At 67.7% G+C, this 19,603-nt stretch carries 17 protein-coding genes; 2 read left to right on the forward strand and 15 right to left on the reverse strand.

Annotated elements, in window-relative coordinates:
• Positions 1–70 precede the first annotated feature (70 nt).
• The gene (locus tag HTA01S_RS05590; protein ID WP_279338477.1) at positions 71–1,414 is read right to left on the reverse strand and encodes a glutamate-5-semialdehyde dehydrogenase; all 1,344 of its coding nucleotides are present in this window, start codon (positions 1,412–1,414) and stop codon (positions 71–73) included.
• A 71-nt stretch (positions 1,415–1,485) separates the two neighbouring features.
• Between HTA01S_RS05590 and HTA01S_RS05595 the strand changes: the two genes are divergently transcribed.
• Positions 1,486–1,812: a flagellar basal body protein gene (locus HTA01S_RS05595; RefSeq protein WP_084235905.1), complete on the forward strand. Its 327-nt coding sequence runs from the start codon at positions 1,486–1,488 to the stop codon at positions 1,810–1,812.
• Between the two features lie 65 nt (positions 1,813–1,877).
• Here HTA01S_RS05595 and HTA01S_RS05600 read toward each other — a convergent pair whose 3' ends face one another.
• The 8 genes from HTA01S_RS05600 to HTA01S_RS05635 form a co-directional block, all read right to left on the reverse strand.
• A complete protein-coding gene (locus tag HTA01S_RS05600) occupies positions 1,878–3,074 on the reverse strand; it encodes an acyltransferase family protein (RefSeq protein ID WP_169804743.1) in 1,197 nt (398 codons plus the stop codon).
• A 144-nt stretch (positions 3,075–3,218) separates the two neighbouring features.
• On the reverse strand, positions 3,219–5,423 hold the full coding sequence (locus HTA01S_RS26145) for a glycosyltransferase family 39 protein (RefSeq protein ID WP_068167631.1): 2,205 nt from the start codon (positions 5,421–5,423) through the stop codon (positions 3,219–3,221).
• Positions 5,424–5,621: 198 nt separating this feature from the next.
• The gene (locus HTA01S_RS05610; protein ID WP_068167633.1) at positions 5,622–7,076 is read right to left on the reverse strand and encodes an aldehyde dehydrogenase; all 1,455 of its coding nucleotides are present in this window, start codon (positions 7,074–7,076) and stop codon (positions 5,622–5,624) included.
• 54 nt (positions 7,077–7,130) lie between these two features.
• On the reverse strand, positions 7,131–7,946 hold the full coding sequence (locus HTA01S_RS05615) for an ABC transporter ATP-binding protein (RefSeq protein ID WP_068167634.1): 816 nt from the start codon (positions 7,944–7,946) through the stop codon (positions 7,131–7,133).
• Complete coding sequence (locus HTA01S_RS05620) at positions 7,943–8,722, reverse strand: ABC transporter ATP-binding protein (RefSeq protein ID WP_068167637.1); 780 nt, start codon at positions 8,720–8,722, stop codon at positions 7,943–7,945. Before HTA01S_RS05620 ends, HTA01S_RS05615 begins: the two co-directional genes overlap by 4 nt.
• 18 nt (positions 8,723–8,740) lie before the next feature.
• A complete protein-coding gene (locus HTA01S_RS05625) occupies positions 8,741–9,769 on the reverse strand; it encodes a branched-chain amino acid ABC transporter permease (protein ID WP_068167639.1) in 1,029 nt (342 codons plus the stop codon).
• A gap of 16 nt (positions 9,770–9,785) precedes the next feature.
• Positions 9,786–10,676: a branched-chain amino acid ABC transporter permease gene (locus tag HTA01S_RS05630; protein ID WP_068167640.1), complete on the reverse strand. Its 891-nt coding sequence runs from the start codon at positions 10,674–10,676 to the stop codon at positions 9,786–9,788.
• A 112-nt stretch (positions 10,677–10,788) separates the two neighbouring features.
• Complete coding sequence (locus tag HTA01S_RS05635; RefSeq protein WP_068167642.1) at positions 10,789–11,988, reverse strand: amino acid ABC transporter substrate-binding protein; 1,200 nt, start codon at positions 11,986–11,988, stop codon at positions 10,789–10,791.
• Positions 11,989–12,180: 192 nt separating this feature from the next.
• Here HTA01S_RS05635 and HTA01S_RS05640 point away from each other — a divergent pair, with 192 nt between their 5' ends.
• Positions 12,181–13,158 carry an AraC-like ligand-binding domain-containing protein gene (locus HTA01S_RS05640; protein WP_068167644.1) on the forward strand — a complete coding sequence of 326 codons (978 nt, stop codon included), beginning with the start codon at positions 12,181–12,183 and terminating at the stop codon, positions 13,156–13,158.
• Between the two features lie 69 nt (positions 13,159–13,227).
• Here HTA01S_RS05640 and holA read toward each other — a convergent pair whose 3' ends face one another.
• The 6 genes from holA to HTA01S_RS05670 all read right to left on the reverse strand — a co-directional run bounded on the left by holA (position 13,228) and on the right by HTA01S_RS05670 (position 19,580).
• The gene (gene holA / locus HTA01S_RS05645; RefSeq protein WP_068167645.1) at positions 13,228–14,280 is read right to left on the reverse strand and encodes a DNA polymerase III subunit delta; all 1,053 of its coding nucleotides are present in this window, start codon (positions 14,278–14,280) and stop codon (positions 13,228–13,230) included.
• Positions 14,281–14,293: 13 nt separating this feature from the next.
• Positions 14,294–14,884, reverse strand: a complete 591-nt coding sequence (locus HTA01S_RS05650; RefSeq protein ID WP_084235875.1) for an LPS-assembly lipoprotein LptE — start codon at positions 14,882–14,884, stop codon at positions 14,294–14,296.
• An 11-nt stretch (positions 14,885–14,895) separates the two neighbouring features.
• Positions 14,896–17,586, reverse strand: a complete 2,691-nt coding sequence (leuS, locus tag HTA01S_RS05655) for a leucine--tRNA ligase (protein ID WP_068167648.1) — start codon at positions 17,584–17,586, stop codon at positions 14,896–14,898.
• Positions 17,587–17,910: 324 nt separating this feature from the next.
• Positions 17,911–18,288 (reverse strand): hypothetical protein, encoded by a 378-nt coding sequence (locus tag HTA01S_RS05660; RefSeq protein WP_068167650.1) that lies wholly within the window; start codon positions 18,286–18,288, stop codon positions 17,911–17,913.
• Between the two features lie 177 nt (positions 18,289–18,465).
• Positions 18,466–18,924 carry an ExbD/TolR family protein gene (locus HTA01S_RS05665; RefSeq protein WP_068167652.1) on the reverse strand — a complete coding sequence of 153 codons (459 nt, stop codon included), beginning with the start codon at positions 18,922–18,924 and terminating at the stop codon, positions 18,466–18,468.
• Entirely contained in the window at positions 18,921–19,580 is a 660-nt protein-coding gene (locus HTA01S_RS05670) for a MotA/TolQ/ExbB proton channel family protein (RefSeq protein ID WP_407656094.1), read from the reverse strand. Before HTA01S_RS05670 ends, HTA01S_RS05665 begins: the two co-directional genes overlap by 4 nt.
• Positions 19,581–19,603: the final 23 nt, after the last annotated feature.

Below are 19,603 nucleotides of genomic sequence, written 5' to 3' on the forward strand. Positions count from 1 at the left end.
GGAACCGGCTTCGCCGTGCCGCTGGTGTCGCCCCCCTCAAGGGGGGTGGCGCCGAAGGCGACGCGGGGGGTCAGCTTCTGATTTCGCCTTCGCCCAACACAACGTATTTCAGGGACGTGAGTCCTTCGACCCCCACCGGACCCCGGGCGTGGAATTTGTCGGTGGAGATGCCGATTTCGGCGCCCAGGCCGAACTCGAAACCGTCGGCGAAGCGGGTGCTCGCATTCACCATGACGCTGGCCGAGTCCACCTCGCGCAGGAAACGTTGGGCGTGCATGTGGTTGGTGGTGAGGATGGCGTCGGTGTGGTGGCTGCTGTAGTGGTTGATGTGGGCGATGGCTTCGTCCACGCCGTCGACGATCTTCACGCTGATCACCGGCGCCAGGTATTCCTCGCTCCAGTCCTGCTCACTGGCGGCGGTCACGTTCGCACCCGGCACGGCGGCCAGGATCGCCATGGCTTCGGGGCAGCCGCGCATTTCCACGCCCTTGGCGGCATAGATGGCGCCGATCTTCGGCAGGAAGTCCTTGGCCACGCCGCGCGCCACCAGCAGGCTTTCGGTGGCGTTGCAGGGGCTGTATTTCTGGGTCTTGGCGTTGTCGGCCACGGTCACGGCCATGGCGACGTCGCAGGGGTCGTCCACGTAGGTGTGGCAGTTGCCGTCCAGGTGTTTGATGACGGGCACCTTGGCCTCGGCGCTGATGCGCTCGATCAGGCCCTTGCCGCCGCGCGGGATGATCACGTCCACGTACTGCGGCATGGCGATGAGCTGGCCCACGGCGGCGCGGTCGGTGGTGGGCACGAGCTGCACCGCGTCGGCCGGCAGGCCGGCGGCCACCAGCGCCTGCTGCACCAGCGCGGCCAGGGCGCGGTTGGAGTCGATGGCCTCCGAGCCGCCGCGCAGGATGCAGGCGTTGCCGCTCTTGATGGACAGGCTCGCGGCCTCGATGGTCACGTTGGGCCGGCTCTCGTAGATCATGCCGAACACCCCGATGGGCACGCGCATCTGGCCCACACGGATGCCGCTGGGCATCTGCTTCAGGCCGGAGATGTCGCCAATGATGTCGGGCATGGCCGCGAGCTGCTCGCAGCCCTGGGCGCAGGTCTCGATCACCTTGGGCGTGAGCTTGAGGCGATCCACCATGGGCTCGCTCAGGCCGGCGGCGCGGGCCCGCTCCAGGTCTTTCGCGTTCTCCCCCTGCAGCGCGTCCACGCTGTCGCGCAGCAGCGCGGCCAGGCTACGCAGCGCGCGCAGCTTGGTGGCCGCGCTGGCCTTGGCCATGAGCGCCGAGGCCGTCTTGGCCTGCAGCCCCAGGGTGTTCATGAGTTCGGTGGTGTTGGTCGCGTTCATGCGGGAGATTTTCGCAGAGGCACCGGGTTTGCGGGTTGAAAAGGGCTCAAGCCGGCCCGCCAGGGGCCGATAGGGCTGGGAGACCTCTACAAATCCCGCGCATCCCGCGAACCTGCGCCACGCCCACCATGTCCATGCCCGTCACCTCCAGCAGCCCGGCCGCCGCCATTGGCCTCAGCGGCATGCGCGCGGCGCAGCGCCGGCTGGACTCGCACGCCCACAACATCGCCAACGCACAGACCCCGGATTTCCGGCGCCAGCTCACGGTGCAGACGGCCCGCCCCGAGGCGGGCGGCGTGGACGCGCAGATCGGCCGCGAACCCGAGGCGCCGCCCCCGCTGGGTCGTCTGGCGGACGATCTCGTAGGTGAACGCCTGAGCCTCTACAGCTTCGCCGCCAACCTGCACACCGTGCAGACCGAAGACCGCATGCTCGGCGCGCTGCTGGACGCGCGGGCCTGAAGAAGCCGAAGCGGCGCGAACACACCACCTGAGCAGGCACGCCACCGCCCGAGGCGGCCCAACGCTCAGGCCCTGGAACCCCGGGCCGGCACGGGAAACCAGCGCGGCGGCAGCCAGGACTTGAGCGCCAGCGCGTGCTTCTCGATCAGGTGCCAGGAGATCGCGGCAAAGGCAAACGACAACGCGGTGGCCGCCAGCAGCAACCCCATGAACGCCGGCAGACTGCCCGAGAACCATTGAGGGCGCCAGGCCACCAGCGCCTGTGTGATCGGGAAGCCGTAGAGGTAGAGGCCGTAGCTGTAGTCCCCGCTGGACAGCACCCGGCTCTTGGGGATCGGCAACAGGCCGACGAACAGCGTCATGTACGCCACCACCACCGGCGCCACATAGGTCAGCGCGTCGAACATGAGCAAGGCATAGCTCAGCGGCAGGCTGGCCAGAAACAGCCACGGGCTGGCGGGAATGCGGTCTTTCCAGTGAAAGAACAACACGCCCATGAAGAAGTAATACACCACCACGTGAGCGGGGTAAGGACCCTGGGGCGCGGACAAGCCCGTGAGCGCGTGCGCCATGGCCAGGCCCAGAGTGGCCAGCAGCATGAGCACGGAGAACACAGCCCGGTGGTAGACCAGCCGGGTCAGCATCAGCAGCGCCATGGCGAGGTAGCAGTAGAACTCGCTGGGCAGGGTCCAGAGATTGACGTTGACCAGGTAGGGCACCGGGTTGGCGGCGAACACGCCCGGCAGCGAATAGCTGATGTTGCCCCAGATGTTCTGGAAGTACCGAAGGAACTGGGGGTCGGACACATACTGTTCCAGCGGCACGTTGGTGAACCACCAGCCCAGCACGCAGGCCGACAGGGCCACCTCGACCACCAGCGCGGGCAGGATCCGCAGCACCCGGTGTGCGAGGAAGGTCGAGGTGCATTTCAGGCGCGCGGCACTGCCCATGACCAGAAAGCCGCTCAGGGCAAAGAACATGGGCACCAGGGCCAGCTTGAACGGTCGCCCCAGGCCGGCCCAGGGCGTGACGTGCCAGAGGCCGTCCAGCCCTGCGGTGTGAGCGGCCGCGAGACTCGCCTGGTGGGCCACGTTGTCAATGGCCATGCCATTGAGCCCGGCGATCCACTTGGCGTGCCCCACAAAGATCACCAGCGCCAGAAAGATGCGCAAAAAGTCAAAACCCGGGCCGATGCCCCGGTAGCGCTTCAACACCGTGTCAAAGCTGTCCGAGGGCAGCATCCGGAGCCACTGATGCAACATGTTGTTCCGATCCAAGCCAACCGACCGGCGCAGGAGCAGGAGCCGCATGTCCACACGGGTGCTCGGGGGTCGTGGTGCAGCAGCTTAGGAAGGCAAAGTTAAGTACCCCTTAAGCCGTGGCCCTCGCGCCACAGCCATGCCACGTCATCCCCTGACCAGCGGCGCCCGCCGCCGGAGCGCCCGGCCCCATGGAGCCGACAGCAGGCCCAGCCGGCCCACGCGATGGCGGGCCCAGGCCAGGCTCCGGTGCGCGGCCACCACCAACACCACCAGCATCAGGGGATGGGCGGGCGTGGAATAACGCGGGATGTTGTGCGTCAGGAAGGCATAGAACAGCAACAGGCCCACCGGCATGACCGTCAGGGCGATCAAGCGGGGACGCTGGGCGAACAAGCCGAACACGAAAGCCGCCAACAGGGCCGCCCCGGCCGCCAGGTTCAGCGACTCGACCAGCACTTCCTGCAGATCGGGATCGATGAGCGGAATCTCGAACTTCTGGAAACTCCAGAAGCCGTGCCACAGGAAGGGGCCGCTCATCCAGATGTGGCGCCAGGGATCCGCCTGGATCATGGCCATGGCCTCGCGCTTCATGGCCTGATCGAGCACCTGCTCGGCGTGGGGAACCCCTTGGGCGCGCAAGGCATTGAGCCGCCGCTTGGCCTCGGCTCCCGCTTTGAAATGAAAGCTGACCACCCCATCCGGTTGTCCCTCATAGGCGGCGCGGCGGTCGCTTTCAAAGAACGAGGAGACGCCCCGGTTCAGGCGCTGCCAGCGGCCACCCCGCTCAAAATCGCCAGGCTTTGCAGCGAAACGGGTGCCTTCCACCAGACGGCGGTAGAGCTGGGGACTCTTCTCATAGAGCAGGCCCAGCACCTCTTCGTCCGACATGTGATTGAGCGTCGCACGGCCCGCCAGAATCAGACCACCCCGGTCGGACACCTGGCTGTATCCGAATTGCAGCTGGTTGCGCAACATCCAGGGCGCCAGGGTGAGGCTCATGCACAGCCCGGCCACCGCACCCCAGCGCAACACCTGCCAGCGGGTGGCTTTCGGATCGCGGCGGCTGAACAGCATGACCAGCACCAGGAGCAGCAGCGCGGCCCAGCCAATGTAGAAAAAGGAGGCCTTGCACAGCGCCAGCAGTCCCATCAACACGCCGGCCGCTGCGAAGTAGCGCGCCTGCAGCTTGCGCACCGCCCGGAACAGCGCGTAGGTGCACCAGATGAGCAAGGTAGCGGTGGGCAGTTCGGTGTAGAGCGAGTCGATGTAGGCCGGCGCGTGGAAGAAGTACAGGTACGCCAGCAGTGTGGCCGCCAATCCGGCGACGCCGTGGCGTGTCAGCCGGATCATCAGCAGCCAGACACCGACCAGGCCGGCAAAGACCCAGATCAGGTTGCTCAGTTTGACGAAACGCGTCTTGTCGCCGGCCCGGAGTTGAGCAAACGAAGGGTGCTGACCGGCGGGCAGCAGAGCCTTCAGGTACAGCCCCACCACCAGGGGGGGCAAGGGCTCCCGGAAATTGCTCGGCCGGGCGTAGAGGGCGCTGTTGTCGATGGAAAAGGTGTTGTGCTGGTACACATTGCGTGCGATCAGCAGGTTCTGGATGGCGTCACCCAGGACAGGACTGTCGGTGATGTTGTCGGAGGCGTGGTAGCTGAGGCCGGCGCAGACCAGCACCGGCAGCACCCAGCCGAACATGAGAGCGCTGCGGGCGCGGACGTAGACGAACGGAAAAAAACGGCGCAGGAACGCGGCCACGATTTCCAGGGTCAGCCAGGCCAACCCGGCCATGGCGCCCAGCAGGGCCGCCGCGGCGGTCAGCCGGGCCAGCGGCGGGTCGAACAGCGTGTCGGGCACCACCAGGTTGAAGTGCGGATCGGGCCCGGTGGCCTCCAGGCGGAGGGTCTCGCGGTCGACCGATGTGACGCGCAGATCGTTCCAGGCGCTCAGGGCGCGCTCCAGATCGGAGCCCCGCAGTGTCACCTCGCTCCAGCGCCCGGTCAGCACCACCGGACCCAGCTGCAGCGCGCCGCGGGCCGTCATCGGGTCGATGCGGAACAGGGTCACGTCGCGGTAACCCCGGAACTCGACCACGTGCGGCTGCCAGCCGCCGTTCAAAGCGGACCTCGTGACCACTTGCCGCTCGTCAAAGGTCTGGTCGCGGAACGCGTGGTAGATCTGCAAAGGGGAGCGCCCCTCGGTCCAGACCGACAGCGACAGCCTCAGCTCCTTGTTGAGGTTCTCCAGCGCAAAGAACGAGAGCGCGACCAGACTGCCCAGCACAAAAGCCCGCAGCACCGCGAATGCGGGCGTTGGCGTGCGAAGGAATGCCGTGGCGAGAGCGCGCATGGATGGAGGAAATACAACCCTGATTTGTCCACCCAGCCGGTGGCATCGCCGACCATGCTGCCGAGCGAACACTTAAGGGATGTTTAACCCGCACCCTCCGTGCACGAAGCCCCCCGCGGGCGTCGCGAGAACGCGACACCGCAGCGATCAGCCACGAAGGCCCTGCCTTCGCGGCCGTTCACCGGAACACCACCGCGCTCAGAACGGGTAGTGCCGCGGCGTGGTCTGCACCGTGATCCAGCGCAGCTCGGTGAACTCGGCGATGCCCGCCTTGCCACCGAAGCGGCCGATGCCCGAGCCCTTCACGCCACCGAAGGGCATCTGCGCTTCGTCGTGCACCGTGGGGCCGTTGACGTGGCAGATGCCCGAGTCGATCTTGCGCGCCACGTTGAAGGCGCGCGCGATGTCGCCGCCGAACACCGCGGCCGACAGGCCGTATTCGTTGTCGTTGGCGCAGGCGATGGCCTCTTCCACGCCATTGACGCGCACCACGCACTTCACGGGCCCGAAGGTTTCTTCGTGGTAGATGCGCATGGCGGGGGTCACGTGGTCGAGCACGGTGGCGGGCATGAGCGTGCTGTCGGCCTTGCCGCCACACACCAGCTTGGCCCCCTTGGCCAGCGCGTCGTCGATGAGCGCGTTGCAGTGGTTGACCGTGCCCATGCCGATCACCGAGCCCAGCACCACGGGATCGGGCTTGCGCGGGTCGCCCAGCGGCAGGTTGCGCGCCTTGTCGCTGAACTTCTTCACGAATTCGTCGGCGATCTTCTGGTCCACGATGATGCGTTCGGTGCTCATGCAGATCTGGCCACTGTTGGCGAAGCAGCCGAAGGCCGCGCCGTTGACGGCGTCTTCGATGTTGGCGTCGTCCAGCACCACCAGGGGCGCCTTGCCGCCGAGTTCCAGCACCACCGGCTTGAGGTATTTCGCGCAGGTCGCCGCGATGATCTTGCCGACCTTGGTGGAGCCGGTGAAGTTCACGCGCCGCACCGCCGGGTGCGCCACCATGGCCTCCACCACGGCGCCCGCGTCGGCCGGGGCGTTGGTGATGTAGTTCAGCACGCCGGGCGGAAAGCCCGCATCTTCAAACGCTTCGACGATGAGCTGGTGGGTGCGCGGGCAGTTCTCGCTGCCCTTGAAGACCACCGTGTTGCCGCAGGCCAGTGGCGTGGCGAGGGCGCGCACGCCCAGGATGATGGGCGCGTTCCAGGGCGCGATGCCCAGCACCACGCCGGCCGGCTGGCGGATGCCCATGGCGAGCGAGCCGGGCACGTCGGACGGGATCACCTCGCCCGCCACCTGGGTGGTGAGCGCGGCGGCCTCGCGGATCATGCCGGCGGCCAGCATCACGTTGAAGCCGGCCCACATGGCGGTGGCCCCGGTCTCGGCCGGCACGGCCTCGACGAACTTGGGCGTCTTGGCCTCCAGCGCGTCGGCCGCCTTGAGCAGCAGCGCGCGGCGTTCGCCAGGGCCGGTCTCGCTCCAGGTCCTGAAGGCTTCGGCGGCGGCTTCCACCGCCATCACCGCATCGGCCGGCGAGGCCGCCGGTGCGCGGGTGGCGACACTGCCGTCGAGCGGGTTGCGGCGCTCGAAGGTGGCGCCTTTTTCGGCCGTGACTTTCAGGCCGTTGATGAGCATGGACAGGTCGGACATGGGGTTCTCCTGGAGGGTTGCAATGAAACCGTTCGGGCTCGGGACGAGCGGGCCTCAGGCGGCCAGCGCCGCCTTTCGCCGGTGCGCGGCGTCGGCCGCGGTTGTTGTGCCGGTGGCGGGCTCCTGGCCGGCACCGAGGTAGGCCTCGCGGATCACGCTGGAGCGCGCGAGCAGCTTGGCGGGGCCGCTGGCCACCAGCGTGCCGCGCTCCATCACGTAGCCGCGGTCGGCCACGGCCAGCGCCTTCTTCACGTTCTGTTCCACCATGAGCACGGTGGTGCCGGCGTCGGCGATGCGGCGCACGATGGCGAGCAATTCGTCCACCATGCGGGGGGCGAGGCCGAGCGAGGGTTCGTCGAGCATGAGCAGGCGCGGCGCGCTCATCATGGCGCGCGCCACGGCCACCATCTGCTGCTCACCGCCGCTCATGGTGCCGGCGAGCTGCTGGGCGCGTTCGCGCAGTTTTGGAAAGTCGGCAAAGGCCTGTTCGAGGCGGCGCGCGCGCTCGGCCCGGCTGGCGAGCCAGGCGCCGAGTTCGAGGTTTTCGGTCACGCTCATCTGCGGAAACAGCTGGCGGCCCTCTGGCACCAGGGCCACGCCGGCCTGCACGACTTGGTGCGTGGTCTCGGGCAGGTCCACGCCGTCGAGCAACACCCCACCGCCCCGGCGGATCAGGCCGTTGAGCGCCTTGAGCAGCGTGGTCTTGCCCGCGCCGTTGGGGCCGAGCACCACGGTCAGGCCGGGGCGCACCTCCAGCGTCAGCTCGCGCAGCACCAGGAAGGCGCCATAGCCGGCCGACAGGCCTTCGACCTGGAGGTGGGCGCGCCCGCTGCCGCCCAGCGCAAAGGGGGTGTCGCGGTGCCACATCATGCGGGGCTCTCCTCGGCCATCTCGTCGCCCAGGTAGGCCTCGATCACCTCCGCGTTGCACACCACCTCGGCGGGCGCGCCGTCGGCGATCTTGCGGCCCTGATGCAGCACGATCACGCGCTCCACGTGGCGCAGCAGCGTGGTCACGGCGTGTTCGATCCAGACCACGCACAGGTCGAGCTCGTCGCGCAGGCGGCGGATCAGCTGCGCCATGGCCTCCACCTCGGACTCGGTGAGGCCGGCGGCCACTTCGTCGAGCAGCAGCAGGCGGGGCCGCGTGGCCAGCGCCATGCCGATCTCCAGCAGGCGCTGCTGCGACGGCGTGATGGCCGCGGCGGGCAGATCGGCCTGGGGCAGCAGACCGATCAGCGCCAGGATGCTCTCGGGCGTGCGCAGCACCCAGGGCACCGAGGCCTCGTCGCCCCAGAAGAGGTATTGGCGCGGCCGGCGCCCGGCGAACTGCAGGCCAAAGGCGATGTTGTCGCGCACGGGCATGTCGCCGAACACGCGCGGGGTCTGGAAGGTGCGCGCGATGCCGTGGGCGGCGTAGCGGTGCGGCGCCTGGCCGCTCAGGTCGCGCCCGCTGGCGAGCAGCTGGCCGCTGGTGGGCCGGGTCACGCCGGAGATGGCGTTGAAGAAGGTGGTCTTGCCCGCGCCGTTGGGGCCGATGATGCCCACCAGCTCGCCGGGCATGAAGCACGCGCTCACCGCGTCCACCGCGGTCAGGCCGCCAAAGCGCACCGTGATCTCGCGAGCGTCGAGCAATGGCGGGTTCATGGCAGAACTCCCGGGCATTCAATAGACACGGCGCCGCTCCCGTTGCTGTTGCTCGCGCCGCGAACGCCGTTTCGTCTCGCCACTCAGGTCGTCGCGAACCTCGACCCACCAGGCCTTGAGGTCGCGCCGCCAGGCACGCAAGGTCTCGACCCGCAGCGACGCCAGACCGCCCGGCAGGTACAGCACCGAGAGGATCAGCAACAGGCCCAGCGACACCATGTAGAGCTGCGGTACCTGCAAGCGCAGTGTCTCGGCCAGCACGCTGAACACGATGGCTGCGATCAGCGGGCCCCAGAGCGTCATGGCGCCGCCGATGAGCGCGATCAGCACGGTCTGGAAACCGATGAAGGGGTTGAACACGGTGTGCGGGTCGATGTAGGTCCAGCGCACCGACATGGCCGCCCCCACCGCGCCGGCCACGGCGGCGGTGAGCACGAAGCCGGCGATCTTGATGAAGCGGGTGTTCACGCCCAGGGTCTGCGCGCGTTGCTCGTCGGCGCCGATGCCCCGCATGGCCAGGCCGAAACGCGTGCGGCGGATGCCGATGGACAGCGCCACCGCGATCACGGCCAGCGCGAGCATGGTGAAGTACACCGTATCGCGTTCGGGCACCACCATGAGCACGCGGCCCACGGTGCCGGTGACGCTTTTTTCAAAGTAGCTGATGGCGTGGCGGATCAGCTCGGTCATGCCGAAGGTGAGCACCGCGAAATAGGTGCCGCGCAGGTGCAGCACGGCCGCCCCCATGAGCACCGCCACGGCGGCGGCCACGGCCGCGCCCAGCGCGATCACCGGCAGCCAGGCCAGCTGCTCCAGCAGCAGCGCGCCGGTGTAGGCGCCGATGCCAAAGAACGCCGAAGTGGCCAGCGACAGGTAGCGCGTGCTGCCACAGAACAGCGCCCAGCTCGACGAGAGCGCGATGTACATCAGGCAGGTGAGCGCCATCGAGACGGCGAACTCGCTGCCGAAGCCGGGAATGGCCAGCGCCCAGCCGGTGAGCCCGAACAGCACCAGCAGGTCGCGCACGAGGAGTTGTCGGGAGGTCATGGGGTTGCGCTACGGCTCATGCCCTGCGTCCTTTGCGGGCAAACAGGCCCTCGGGTCGCAGCAGCAGCACGCCGATGAACACGACGTAGCTCAGCAGCGCCTTGAGGGAGGGGTTGGTGAAATGCATGCCCAGTGCCTCGATCACACCCAGCAGCAGGCCACCGGCGAGCGCGCCGCCCATGCTGCCGAAGCCACCGAGCGTGATGACGATCAGGGCCGTGACGGTGTAGGGCTCGCCCATGGAAGGGCTGATGGTGTAGGCCATGGAGAGCAGGCAGCCCGCCACGCCCGAGAGTCCCAGGCCCACGCCGAACATCAGCGGGTGCAGGCGCCGGGTGTCGATGCCCACCAGCTGCGCGCCCACCGGCGACTGCATCAGCGCGCGCACGCCCTTGCCCAGCAAGGTGAGCCGCAACAGCGCGATGAGCGCGCCCGAAAACAGCAGGGCCAGCGCGAACACCAGCAGCTTGTTGGCCGCGAACTGCGCGTTGCCCACCGGCACCGGATCGGTCAGGAAGTCGTAGCCACGCAGGTCGCCGCCCCAGACGTAGGACACCACGTTCTGCACCAGGAACATCAGGCCGAACGACACCATGAGGCCGCGCGCCTCGAAGATGTCGAGGTTGGGCGAGGTGGCGCCCAGGCGCCGGAAGCACAGCCAGTGCAGCACCAGCCCCAGCCCCATCAGCAGGCCGAACGACACCGGCACCATCCACAGCGGCGACAGGCCGAACGAGGTCTGCACCATCCAGGTCAGGTAGGCCCCCACCATCAGGAACTCGCCGTGCGCGATGTTGAGGATGCGCATCAGCCCGTACTGCAGGTTCAGCCCCAGCGCGACGAGCGCGTAGATGCCCCCGGTGATGAGACCGGAGGCGAGCAGTTCGAGCCAGGCGGAGAAAGACATACGAGTGAAGAGGAAGTTGCCGAGAACGTCGCGGAACCGGCTTTGCCGGGCCGCAGACGTTGCCCCCTTGAGGGGGTGACGCGCCGCAGGCGCGGCGCGGGGGTGGGTTAGATCACCTCCAGGCCGGCTTGGCGGGGTTCAGTGCGGCGGTGGCGACCTGCTTGGGCCACACCACCTCGAACTCGCCGTTCTGCCACTGGCTCACCGTGCCCGGTGTGCCCACGTTCTCGCTGCCGTTGAACCGGATGTCGCCGATGATGGTCTTGTGCGTGGTGCCGGCCACGTAGTCGCGGATCGCCTTGCGGTCCAGCCCGTGGCGCGCCACCGCGCCGGTGAGGATTTCAAGACCGGCCCAGCAGGCACCACTGGCCCAGCGGTCGGGCTCCTTGCCGGCGAACTTCTTGGTGTGGGCATCGAAGTAGGCCTTGGCCGCCGGGCTGGTCTTGGCATTCCACGAACCCATGCCCAGCACCCCTTCGGCACCGGCGGGCGTCATCACGTTGCGGTACAGCTGGAAGGCCGTGCCCACCGAGGCGTAGAAGAACTTCGGGTTGAAGCCCACTTCCTTGGCCTGCTTGCTGGCCAGAATGGTGTCGGGCGGGTAGGTGAAACCGACGAAGGCGTCGGGGTTCTTGTTCTTGATGCTGCGCAGCACGGGCGAGAGGTCCTTCACCCCCCCGGGGTAGCTCTTGTCTTCCACCATCTGGATGCCGCTGCCCTGCAGCGCCACCTTGAGCGCGGCGTAGTTTTCCAGGCCGAACAGATCGTCCACGTAGATGCAGGCCAGGGTCTTGCAGCCGTTGGCCTTGAGCATGTCCACCAGCGCGCCGGTCATGGGCGCGGGCTGCTGCAGCAGCAGAAAGAAATACGGCAGCTTCATTTCCGCCAGCCGTTTGGAGAGCGCGGTGGGCGCCAGGAAGGGGTAGCCAAAACGGTTGGCCAGCGGCGCCACGGCGAAGTTGGCGTTGCTGCCCCAGGGCGGCAGCACCAGGTCCACCTTGTCGCTGCCCATGAGCTTTTCGTAGGTGCGCACACAGGTTTCCACTTCGCTGCGATCGTCGTAGCCGACGAGCTCGATCGGGCGCTTCACGCCCTTGACGCTGAGGCCGCCCGCGGCGTTCTGCTGTTCGGCCCAGAGCAGGTAGTTGGGCTCCTGGCTGACCTGGGCACCCCCGGTCCAGGGGCCGGTGCGGGCGATGGCGTAACCCACACGCACCGCTGCGGACTGGGCCAGCAACTGGGGTGCGACGGCCATCGCGCCCACCGTGGTGGCGGCGCTCTTGAGGATCAGACGGCGGGTGGACTGGACCATGGCATGTCTCCTGTGGTGTTCGGGATGCGGACCTCTGAATGCTAGGCAGGCCTCCCCTGCCCGGCTGTGCTGCCTGTGCACAAGCTGCTTGCCGGAACGTGCACGCGCATGCGGGATAACCCTCAACCCCGAGCCCCCCAGGGCCGTGCACCGCCGCCCATAATTTGTGCACCCCAGTGCCGGAGCCCCGACATGACCCCCTCCTCCGTGATGAGCACCGACGCCGTCGCCCCCAGCGAACGCGCGCCCGCCTGGCGTGACTGGATCTGGAAGCACTTCGGCGGCCTCGAATCCGACCTCTACGGCGACACCGGTTTCGACGGCCACCTGAGCGCCTCGCACGCGGGCGACGTGGTACTGACCAAGCTCGAAGCAAACCGCCACCGCGTGGTGCGCAGCCCGCGCCTGGCACGCGCGGGCGACACCAGCTACCTGAAGATCGTGGCGCCCTGGCGGGGCAGTGCCGCGGTGGAGCAGCAGGGCCGCCAGGCCTGGGTGCGCCCGGGTGGCTGGGCGATCTACGACACCACCGGCAGCTACGAAATCGCCAACCCGGAGCGGGTGGAACACCTCATCGTGATGCTGCCCAAGGAGCAGGTGGCCGAGCGGGGCCTGCAGCTGGCGCCCCTGATGGCGCGCCATGTGGGCGGCGCCAGCGGCATTTCACGGGTGGCGCTGGAGACCATGCGCAGCACCTTCCAGGAGCTTCCCGCCATGAGCGACCACGCCGCCCGCGGTGCCGGTGAGCTGATCATCGAGCTGGTGCGGCTGTCGCTGCAGGAACTGGCGGGCCGCGAGAGCGCCACCACCCAGCTCGAAGCCTTTCGCGACCGCATCCGCGAGCACATCGGCCAGCACCTGCGCGACCCCGGGCTGTCGATCGAGCGCATCGCGCAGTCGCTCAACTGCAGCAAGCGCCACCTGCACAACGCCTTCAGCGCCGAGGACGACACCCTGGCCCACTACATCCTGCGTCGGCGCCTGCAGGCCTGCATGCGCGAGCTGAAGAACCCGGCGCAGGCGCAGCGCACCATCACCGACATCGCGTTTTCCTGGGGCTTCAACAACGGCGCGCATTTCAGCCGCGTGTTCCGCGAGCACACCGGCCTGACGCCGAGCGACTTTCGCGACACCGCGCTGCGTCAGGCCCTGGTCACCGAAGCCCGGTGACCGGCAGCGCCGGCCGGAAGCACTGCCCCACCCTCGAAACACCGCGAGCGCCGCAGACGCGGCGGGGCGTTACCGCAGCGCGCAGGCCTGGGACACACGCTGCGCGAGCTGCTGCAGCGCCACCCAGGGATCGGCCGGCCAGTCGGGTTGCTTGAGGCCCTTGACGATGCCATCGACCGTGTGGGCATCACGCAGCCAGCGCGCCAGGGTGGCGGTGCCCAGTTGCGGCAACACGCGTTCCATGAGCTTTTCCTTGACGCCCCAGACCCGGTTCTCGCGCAAGGCCATGGGCAGCGGGCGGCCCGCGTCCATGGCGTGGCGGACGCGATTGAGCGTGCGGATGTCTTCGGCCAGGGCCCAATGCACCAGCACCGCGGCCTCGCCCTCGGCCTGCAGGCCATCGAGCATGCGCTGCACACGCAGGCTCTGGCCGCCCAGCACCGCTTCGGCGAGCTTGAAGGCGTCGTAGCGCGCCACATTCAGCACGGCGGCCTCCACCTGGTCAAAACCGAGCTCGCCCGGCGGGTGCAGCAGCGCGAGTTTCTGGATCTCCTGGTGCGCGGCGAGCAGGTTGCCCTCGACCCGGTCGGCGAAAAACTGCAGCGTGCGCTGCCCCTCTTCGCCCGCGGCCACGCGCTGGCCCTGCTGCTGCAGGCGCTGCGCGATCCACTGCGGCAGGGCCTTGCGGTCCACCGGGTCCACACGCACCGTCACCCCGAAGCTGTCGAGCGCGGCAAACCAGGCGCCCTTCTGCGTCGCGGCATCCAGCCGGGGCAGGACCACCAGCGTGAGCACGCTGTCGTTGCCCTCGGCGCTGGCGGCCAGCTGCTGCAGCACCTGCGATCCGTCCTTGCCGGGTTTGCCCGAGGGCACCCGGATCTCGATCAGTTGTTTGTCGGCGAACAGGCTGAGCGAGCCGCCGCTGGCAAGCACCTCGCTCCAGTCGAAGTGCGCGCCCGCCACGGTGTGCACCGTGCGTTCGGTGTAGCCCTGCTCGCGCGCGGCCGCGCGGATGGCATCGCCCGCTTCCTGGATCAGCAGCGGCTCGTCGCCGTGCAGGGTGTAGAGGCTGCGCAGGCCGCGCTGGAGCTGGCTGGTGAGCTGCGGCGCAGCGACCTGCATGGCGGGGCGGCGCCTAGAGCGACTTCACGGCAGCCAAGCGGCGCATGACCTGCTGCACGATGTCACCCTGCATGTCGTTGAATAGCATGTATTCTTCGGAGGCCTTGGCGAGCGCGGCGGTTTCGGTGAAGCTGATGTCGCGCTCCAGCAGCATCTCGGTGCTCTCGATCAGGCTTTTGCCCGCCGCGGTGCTCAGGCTGAAGCGGAACCGGGTGCGCAGTTGCAGCTCGCGCACCTGGCCCGCCGCGGTCTGTCCCACCACCGCGCGCTCGCGCTGGTCGACCAGCACTGCCAGCACCACCTGGGCCGCCGCCTGGGCGGCCGGCGAGGACGAGTTCAGGACCCGGATGTCGGACGCCGCGAGCGCGCGCTGCAGGGCGCGCGACACCGGCGTGTTTTCGTAGTTCGACACCCGCACCGAGTCAAACGCGAACTTGGGCGCCTGGCGCAGCGCGAAGCCACATCCGGCGAGCAGACCACTGGAGAGCACGACACCCGCCCCGGCCAGGCCACGCAGGAGCGCACGCCTTTCGGCAGCGACGCCAGTGGCGCCCGCCAGGGGCTGGCCGGAAATGAGGGAGTGGGGGTTTGAAATGGGCGTCATGGCACGGAGTTTTATACCACCAGGTTGACCAGCCGGCCGGGCACCACGACCACCTTTTTCGGGGTGGCGCCGTTGGCTTGCTTCACGAAGGCCTCGCTCGCCAACGCCGCCGCCTCGATGGCGGCCTTGTCGGCGTTGGCCGGCACGGTGATCGAGCCACGCAGCTTGCCGTTGATCTGCAGCACCAGCTCGATCTCGTCGCGCTGCAGCGCGGCCTCGTCGGCCTGCGGCCAGGGCGCGTCGAGCAGCTCACCGCTTTGCGCGGCGTAGCCCAGCGCGCTCCACAGCGCGTGCGCGACGTGCGGCGTGGCCGGGTAGATGCAGCGCAGCAGGATGCCGAAGCCCTCGGCCAACGCGGCGTTGTCGGCCGCGGAGCCATCGGGCTTGAAGTCTTCGAGCGCGTTGAGCATCTTCATCGCGCCCGAGACCACGGTGTTGTACTGCATGCGCTGGTAGTCGTAATCCACCTGCTTGAGCACGGTGTGGATCTCCAGGCGCAACGCCTTGGCGGCCTTGGACAGGCCCTGGCCCGACACGCCAGCGGCCAGGGCGCCCAGGCCGCCGAGGGTGGACAACTTGTGGCCAAAACCCCAGACCCGGCGCAGGAAGCGGTAGCTGCCCTCCACCGCCGCGTCGTTCCACTCCAGCGTGGCTTCGGGCGGCGCGGTGAACATGGTGTACAGGCGCGCGGTGTCGGCGCCGTACTTCTCGATCAGGTCCTGCGGATCGACGCCGTTGTTCTTGGACTTGGACATCGTGCCCACGCCCTCGTAATCGATGGGCGTGCCCACCGGCAGCAGGCCATCGCCACTGGTGGCCGGGTTCTTCAACCTGGCGCCCACCACCTTGCCCGTTTCGTCGAGCACGTGCTCCACATCGTGCGGCCAGAAGTAGTCCTTGCCACCCTTCTCGGTGCGGCGCGAATAGATGTGGTTCAGCACCATGCCCTGGGTCAGCAGCTTGCTGAAGGGCTCGTCCACCTTCACCAGGCCCAGGTCGCGCATGACCTTGGTCCAGAAGCGCGCGTACAGCAGGTGCAGGATGGCGTGTTCGATGCCGCCGATGTACTGGTCCATCGGCATCCAGTAGTCCGCGCCCTCGGCCACCATCTTCTCGCTGTTGGTGGGGTCGCAATAGCGCATGAAGTACCAGGACGAATCCACGAAGGTGTCCATGGTGTCGGTCTCGCGCCGCGCAGGCTGGCCGCAGACGGGGCAGGTGACGCCAGCGTGGAAGCCTTCGTGCTTGTGCAGCGGGTTGCCCGAGCCGTCGGGGATGCAGTCCTGCGGCAGTACCACCGGCAGGTCTTTTTCAGGCACCGGCACCGCGCCGTGTTCGGCGCAGTGGATGATGGGGATGGGCGTGCCCCAGTAGCGCTGGCGGCTCACACCCCAGTCGCGCAGGCGGAAGGTGGTTTTCTTTTCGCCCAGGCCTTGGGCGGCCAGCAGTTCGGCGACCTTGTCCACGGCGGCCTTGTGGCCCAGGCCGTCGAGCACGCCGGAGTTCACGCACACACCGTTCTGCTTGTCAGCGTAGCTGTCGGCCCAGACCTCGGTGGAAAAGCCTTCGCCCGCCACCGCCACAACCTGCTGAATCTTCAGGTTGTATTTCAATGCAAACGCAAAGTCACGCTCGTCGTGCGCGGGCACGCCCATCACGGCGCCGTCGCCGTAGCTCATGAGCACGTAGTTGCCGACCCAGACCTCGACCTGAGCACCGGTCAGCGGGTGCGTGACGAACAGGCCGGTGGCCATGCCCTTCTTTTCCTGCGTGGCGAGTTCGGCTTCGGTCGTGCCACCGGTCTTGCACTCTTCGATGAAGGCGGCGAGCGCCGGGTTGTTGGCCGCGGCGTGTTGTGCCAGCGGGTGCTCGGGCGCGACGGCGCAGAAGGTCACACCCATGATGGTGTCGGCGCGCGTGGTGAACACGTACATCTTGCCGTCGCCGATCAGTGCACCGTCGGTCCCTGTGATCGTGTGCGGGAAGGCAAAACGCACGCCCTCGCTCTTGCCGATCCAGTTCTCCTGCATCAGTCGCACCTTGTCGGGCCAGCCGTTGAGCGTGGCCTTGGGGTTGCCGATCTGCACGTGGTCGAGCAGTTCGTCGGCATAGGCGGTGATGTTGAGGTAGTAGCCCGGGATCTCGCGTTTTTCCACCGTGGCGCCGGTGCGCCAGCCCTTGCCGTCGATCACCTGCTCGTTGGCCAGCACGGTCTGGTCGATTGGGTCCCAGTTGACGATCTGGGTCTTGCGGTAGGCGATGCCTTTTTCCAGCATCTTCAGGAACAGCCACTGGTTCCACTTGTAGTAGCTGGGGTCGCAGGTGGCCACTTCGCGCGACCAGTCGATGGCCAGGCCCATCGCCTGCATCTGCTGCTTCATGTAGGCGATGTTTTCATAGGTCCACTTGGCCGGCGGCACGCCATTTTTCAGCGCCGCGTTTTCGGCCGGCAGACCGAAGGCGTCCCAGCCCATGGGCATGAGCACGTTGTGACCGTTCATGCGCAGGTAGCGCGTGAGCATGTCGTTGATGGTGTAGTTGCGCACATGGCCCATGTGCAGCTTGCCGCTGGGGTAGGGCAGCATGGAACAGGCATAGAACTTCTTCTTGCCCGCGTCTTCGGTCACCCGGTAGGCGTCGTTGGCGTTCCAGTGGGCGTGCGCGGCGCGCTCGACGTCTTTGTGCTGATAGGTCGGTTGCATGAAACAGCGGGCCAGTTGCCCGGCGGCAGGGGTTGTGTGAGCCAGCGCGGACCAGCCTCGATGGCCCGGAAGGATGACCCAGGGCGGGTGCGTCGCAAAGCCTGGATTTTAGGGCTTGGCCCACCGGGCCGGACACGGCGCCCACGTTCGGTCGCCAGCGGCAGCATGGGGCTGCGGGGAAAGGGGTGGACGGAACCGACCGCTGCGCGCGCGGACAACCCCGTCGGGCATCATTTTTTCACGCCGAGCGGGCGCACCACGATGTCGGAGATCGGTCTAGGCCTGGTTTGCCTCGACCGTCCCGTCGATCAGCAAAGAGGCAGATCAGAGACCTTTGTTCAAAGAACGGCTCACCGTTCCATTGGCCTGCACGAACCAGGATGCACTGCTGGTCACGAGTTGACCGCCGACCGTGCGGAACCTTACCGTCAGGCCCTGCGTCGAGCCGTAGGAATAGTCCGACCATCCCAGCATGAAGTCGGACTCCTGGTGGGGCGGCTCGCCCACGATGCCAATGACCTGAGCCTTGCTCATCCCGCTCCCGATGGCGTTGTAGGCGCCCTCGAGGTTGAGCACACCTTGCCTGTCCAGACCGTCATCGCTGTCGCTGCCACCGCAGGCCGACAACACCAGCGCTGCCGCGCCGGCCAGCGCCCATTGTGCAAATGCCCGCCGTCCGGCTGACTTGTGTCCCTGCTTCATCAACGCTCTCCTAGGGTTTCAAAAGAATTCTGAATGGATCGATGGAGCTCTGGCATGATGTCCCTCGCCCCGCTCGTGAAGGCCTATAGCATAGCCCCAAGCCGGGGCCCGATGGTGCACAGAAAACGACAGCGAAGCGCGCGATCCGGCGGCACCCACGCCCGGAACCACCGGCGTTCAGGGCTGTGCGCCGGCACCCGGGAGTTGCAGCGCCTTGGCGGTTTCGGCATCGGTCACGAACCCGATCCGCGCCAACCCGGCCTGCTGGGCCACTCCAATGAGCTGGGCCAGCTTGCCATAAGGCACGGCCGCATCGGCGCGCAGCTGCAGCTCGGTGCCCGGATCGCGGCGGGCAGTTTCCTGCAGGCGCTGGCGCAAGGTGACCAGGTCGATCGGCTGCTCATCCCAGAAAATCTGTCCCTGCGCGTCCAGCCCGACGGAGACGAAGGCTTCGGGCTCCACCGCCTCGGTGGGCGCGCTGGTTTTCGGCAACTCCAGCTCCAGCCGGCTCGCCATCAGCGGTGCGGTGATGATGAAGATGACCAGCAACACCAGCATCACATCCACCAGCGGCGTGACGTTGATGTCGCTCATGGGCTGGTGGCCCGCGGGTTTTTCCAGCCGCCCGAAACTCACAGGGGCGCCTCCTTGTGCAGGAGCAATTCGCGCAGATCGCGTGCAAACCCTTCCAGATCGGCTTCGATGCGCGCGATCTGGCGGCCGAGCACGTTGTAGGCCAGCACAGCGGGGATCGCGACCGCGAGACCGGCCGCGGTCATCACCAGCGCTTCGCCCACGGGACCGGACACCTGCTCGATGCGGAAACGGCCTTCGTCCCCGATGCTGACGAGGGCGTTGTAAATGCCCCAGACCGTGCCGAGCAAGCCCACAAAGGGCGCGGTGGAACCCACGGTGGCCAGCAACACCTGACCAAACTGCAAGCGGTGCAACACCCGGTGCAAAGCATCGCGCAGCACACGGGTGAGCTGTTGCGACCGATCGCCAGCGGCGGCCAGTGTCTGAGGCATGGCCTGCTCGATGGTGCGCGCGGCCAGCAGCAGCGGCAGCACCAGGCGCTGCGCATCAAACGTGGACAGGCGCTGCTGCGCGTCATCCAGATGGGCCGCCTGCCAGAACGCCGCCGTGGAGAGATTCACGTCGGCCACGGCGCGGCGCAGCATCCAGGCCTTCCAGAGGATCACCACCCAACTCGCCACCGACATGGCCAGCAACAGCAGGGCCACACTGCGGCTGATAGCGTCACCCTGCATCACGGTTTGCCAAACACCCAAGATCGTCCTCCGGTATCCCGTGT

The organism is Hydrogenophaga taeniospiralis CCUG 15921 (assembly GCF_001592305.1).
Lineage (GTDB): Bacteria > Pseudomonadota > Gammaproteobacteria > Burkholderiales > Burkholderiaceae_C > Hydrogenophaga > Hydrogenophaga taeniospiralis.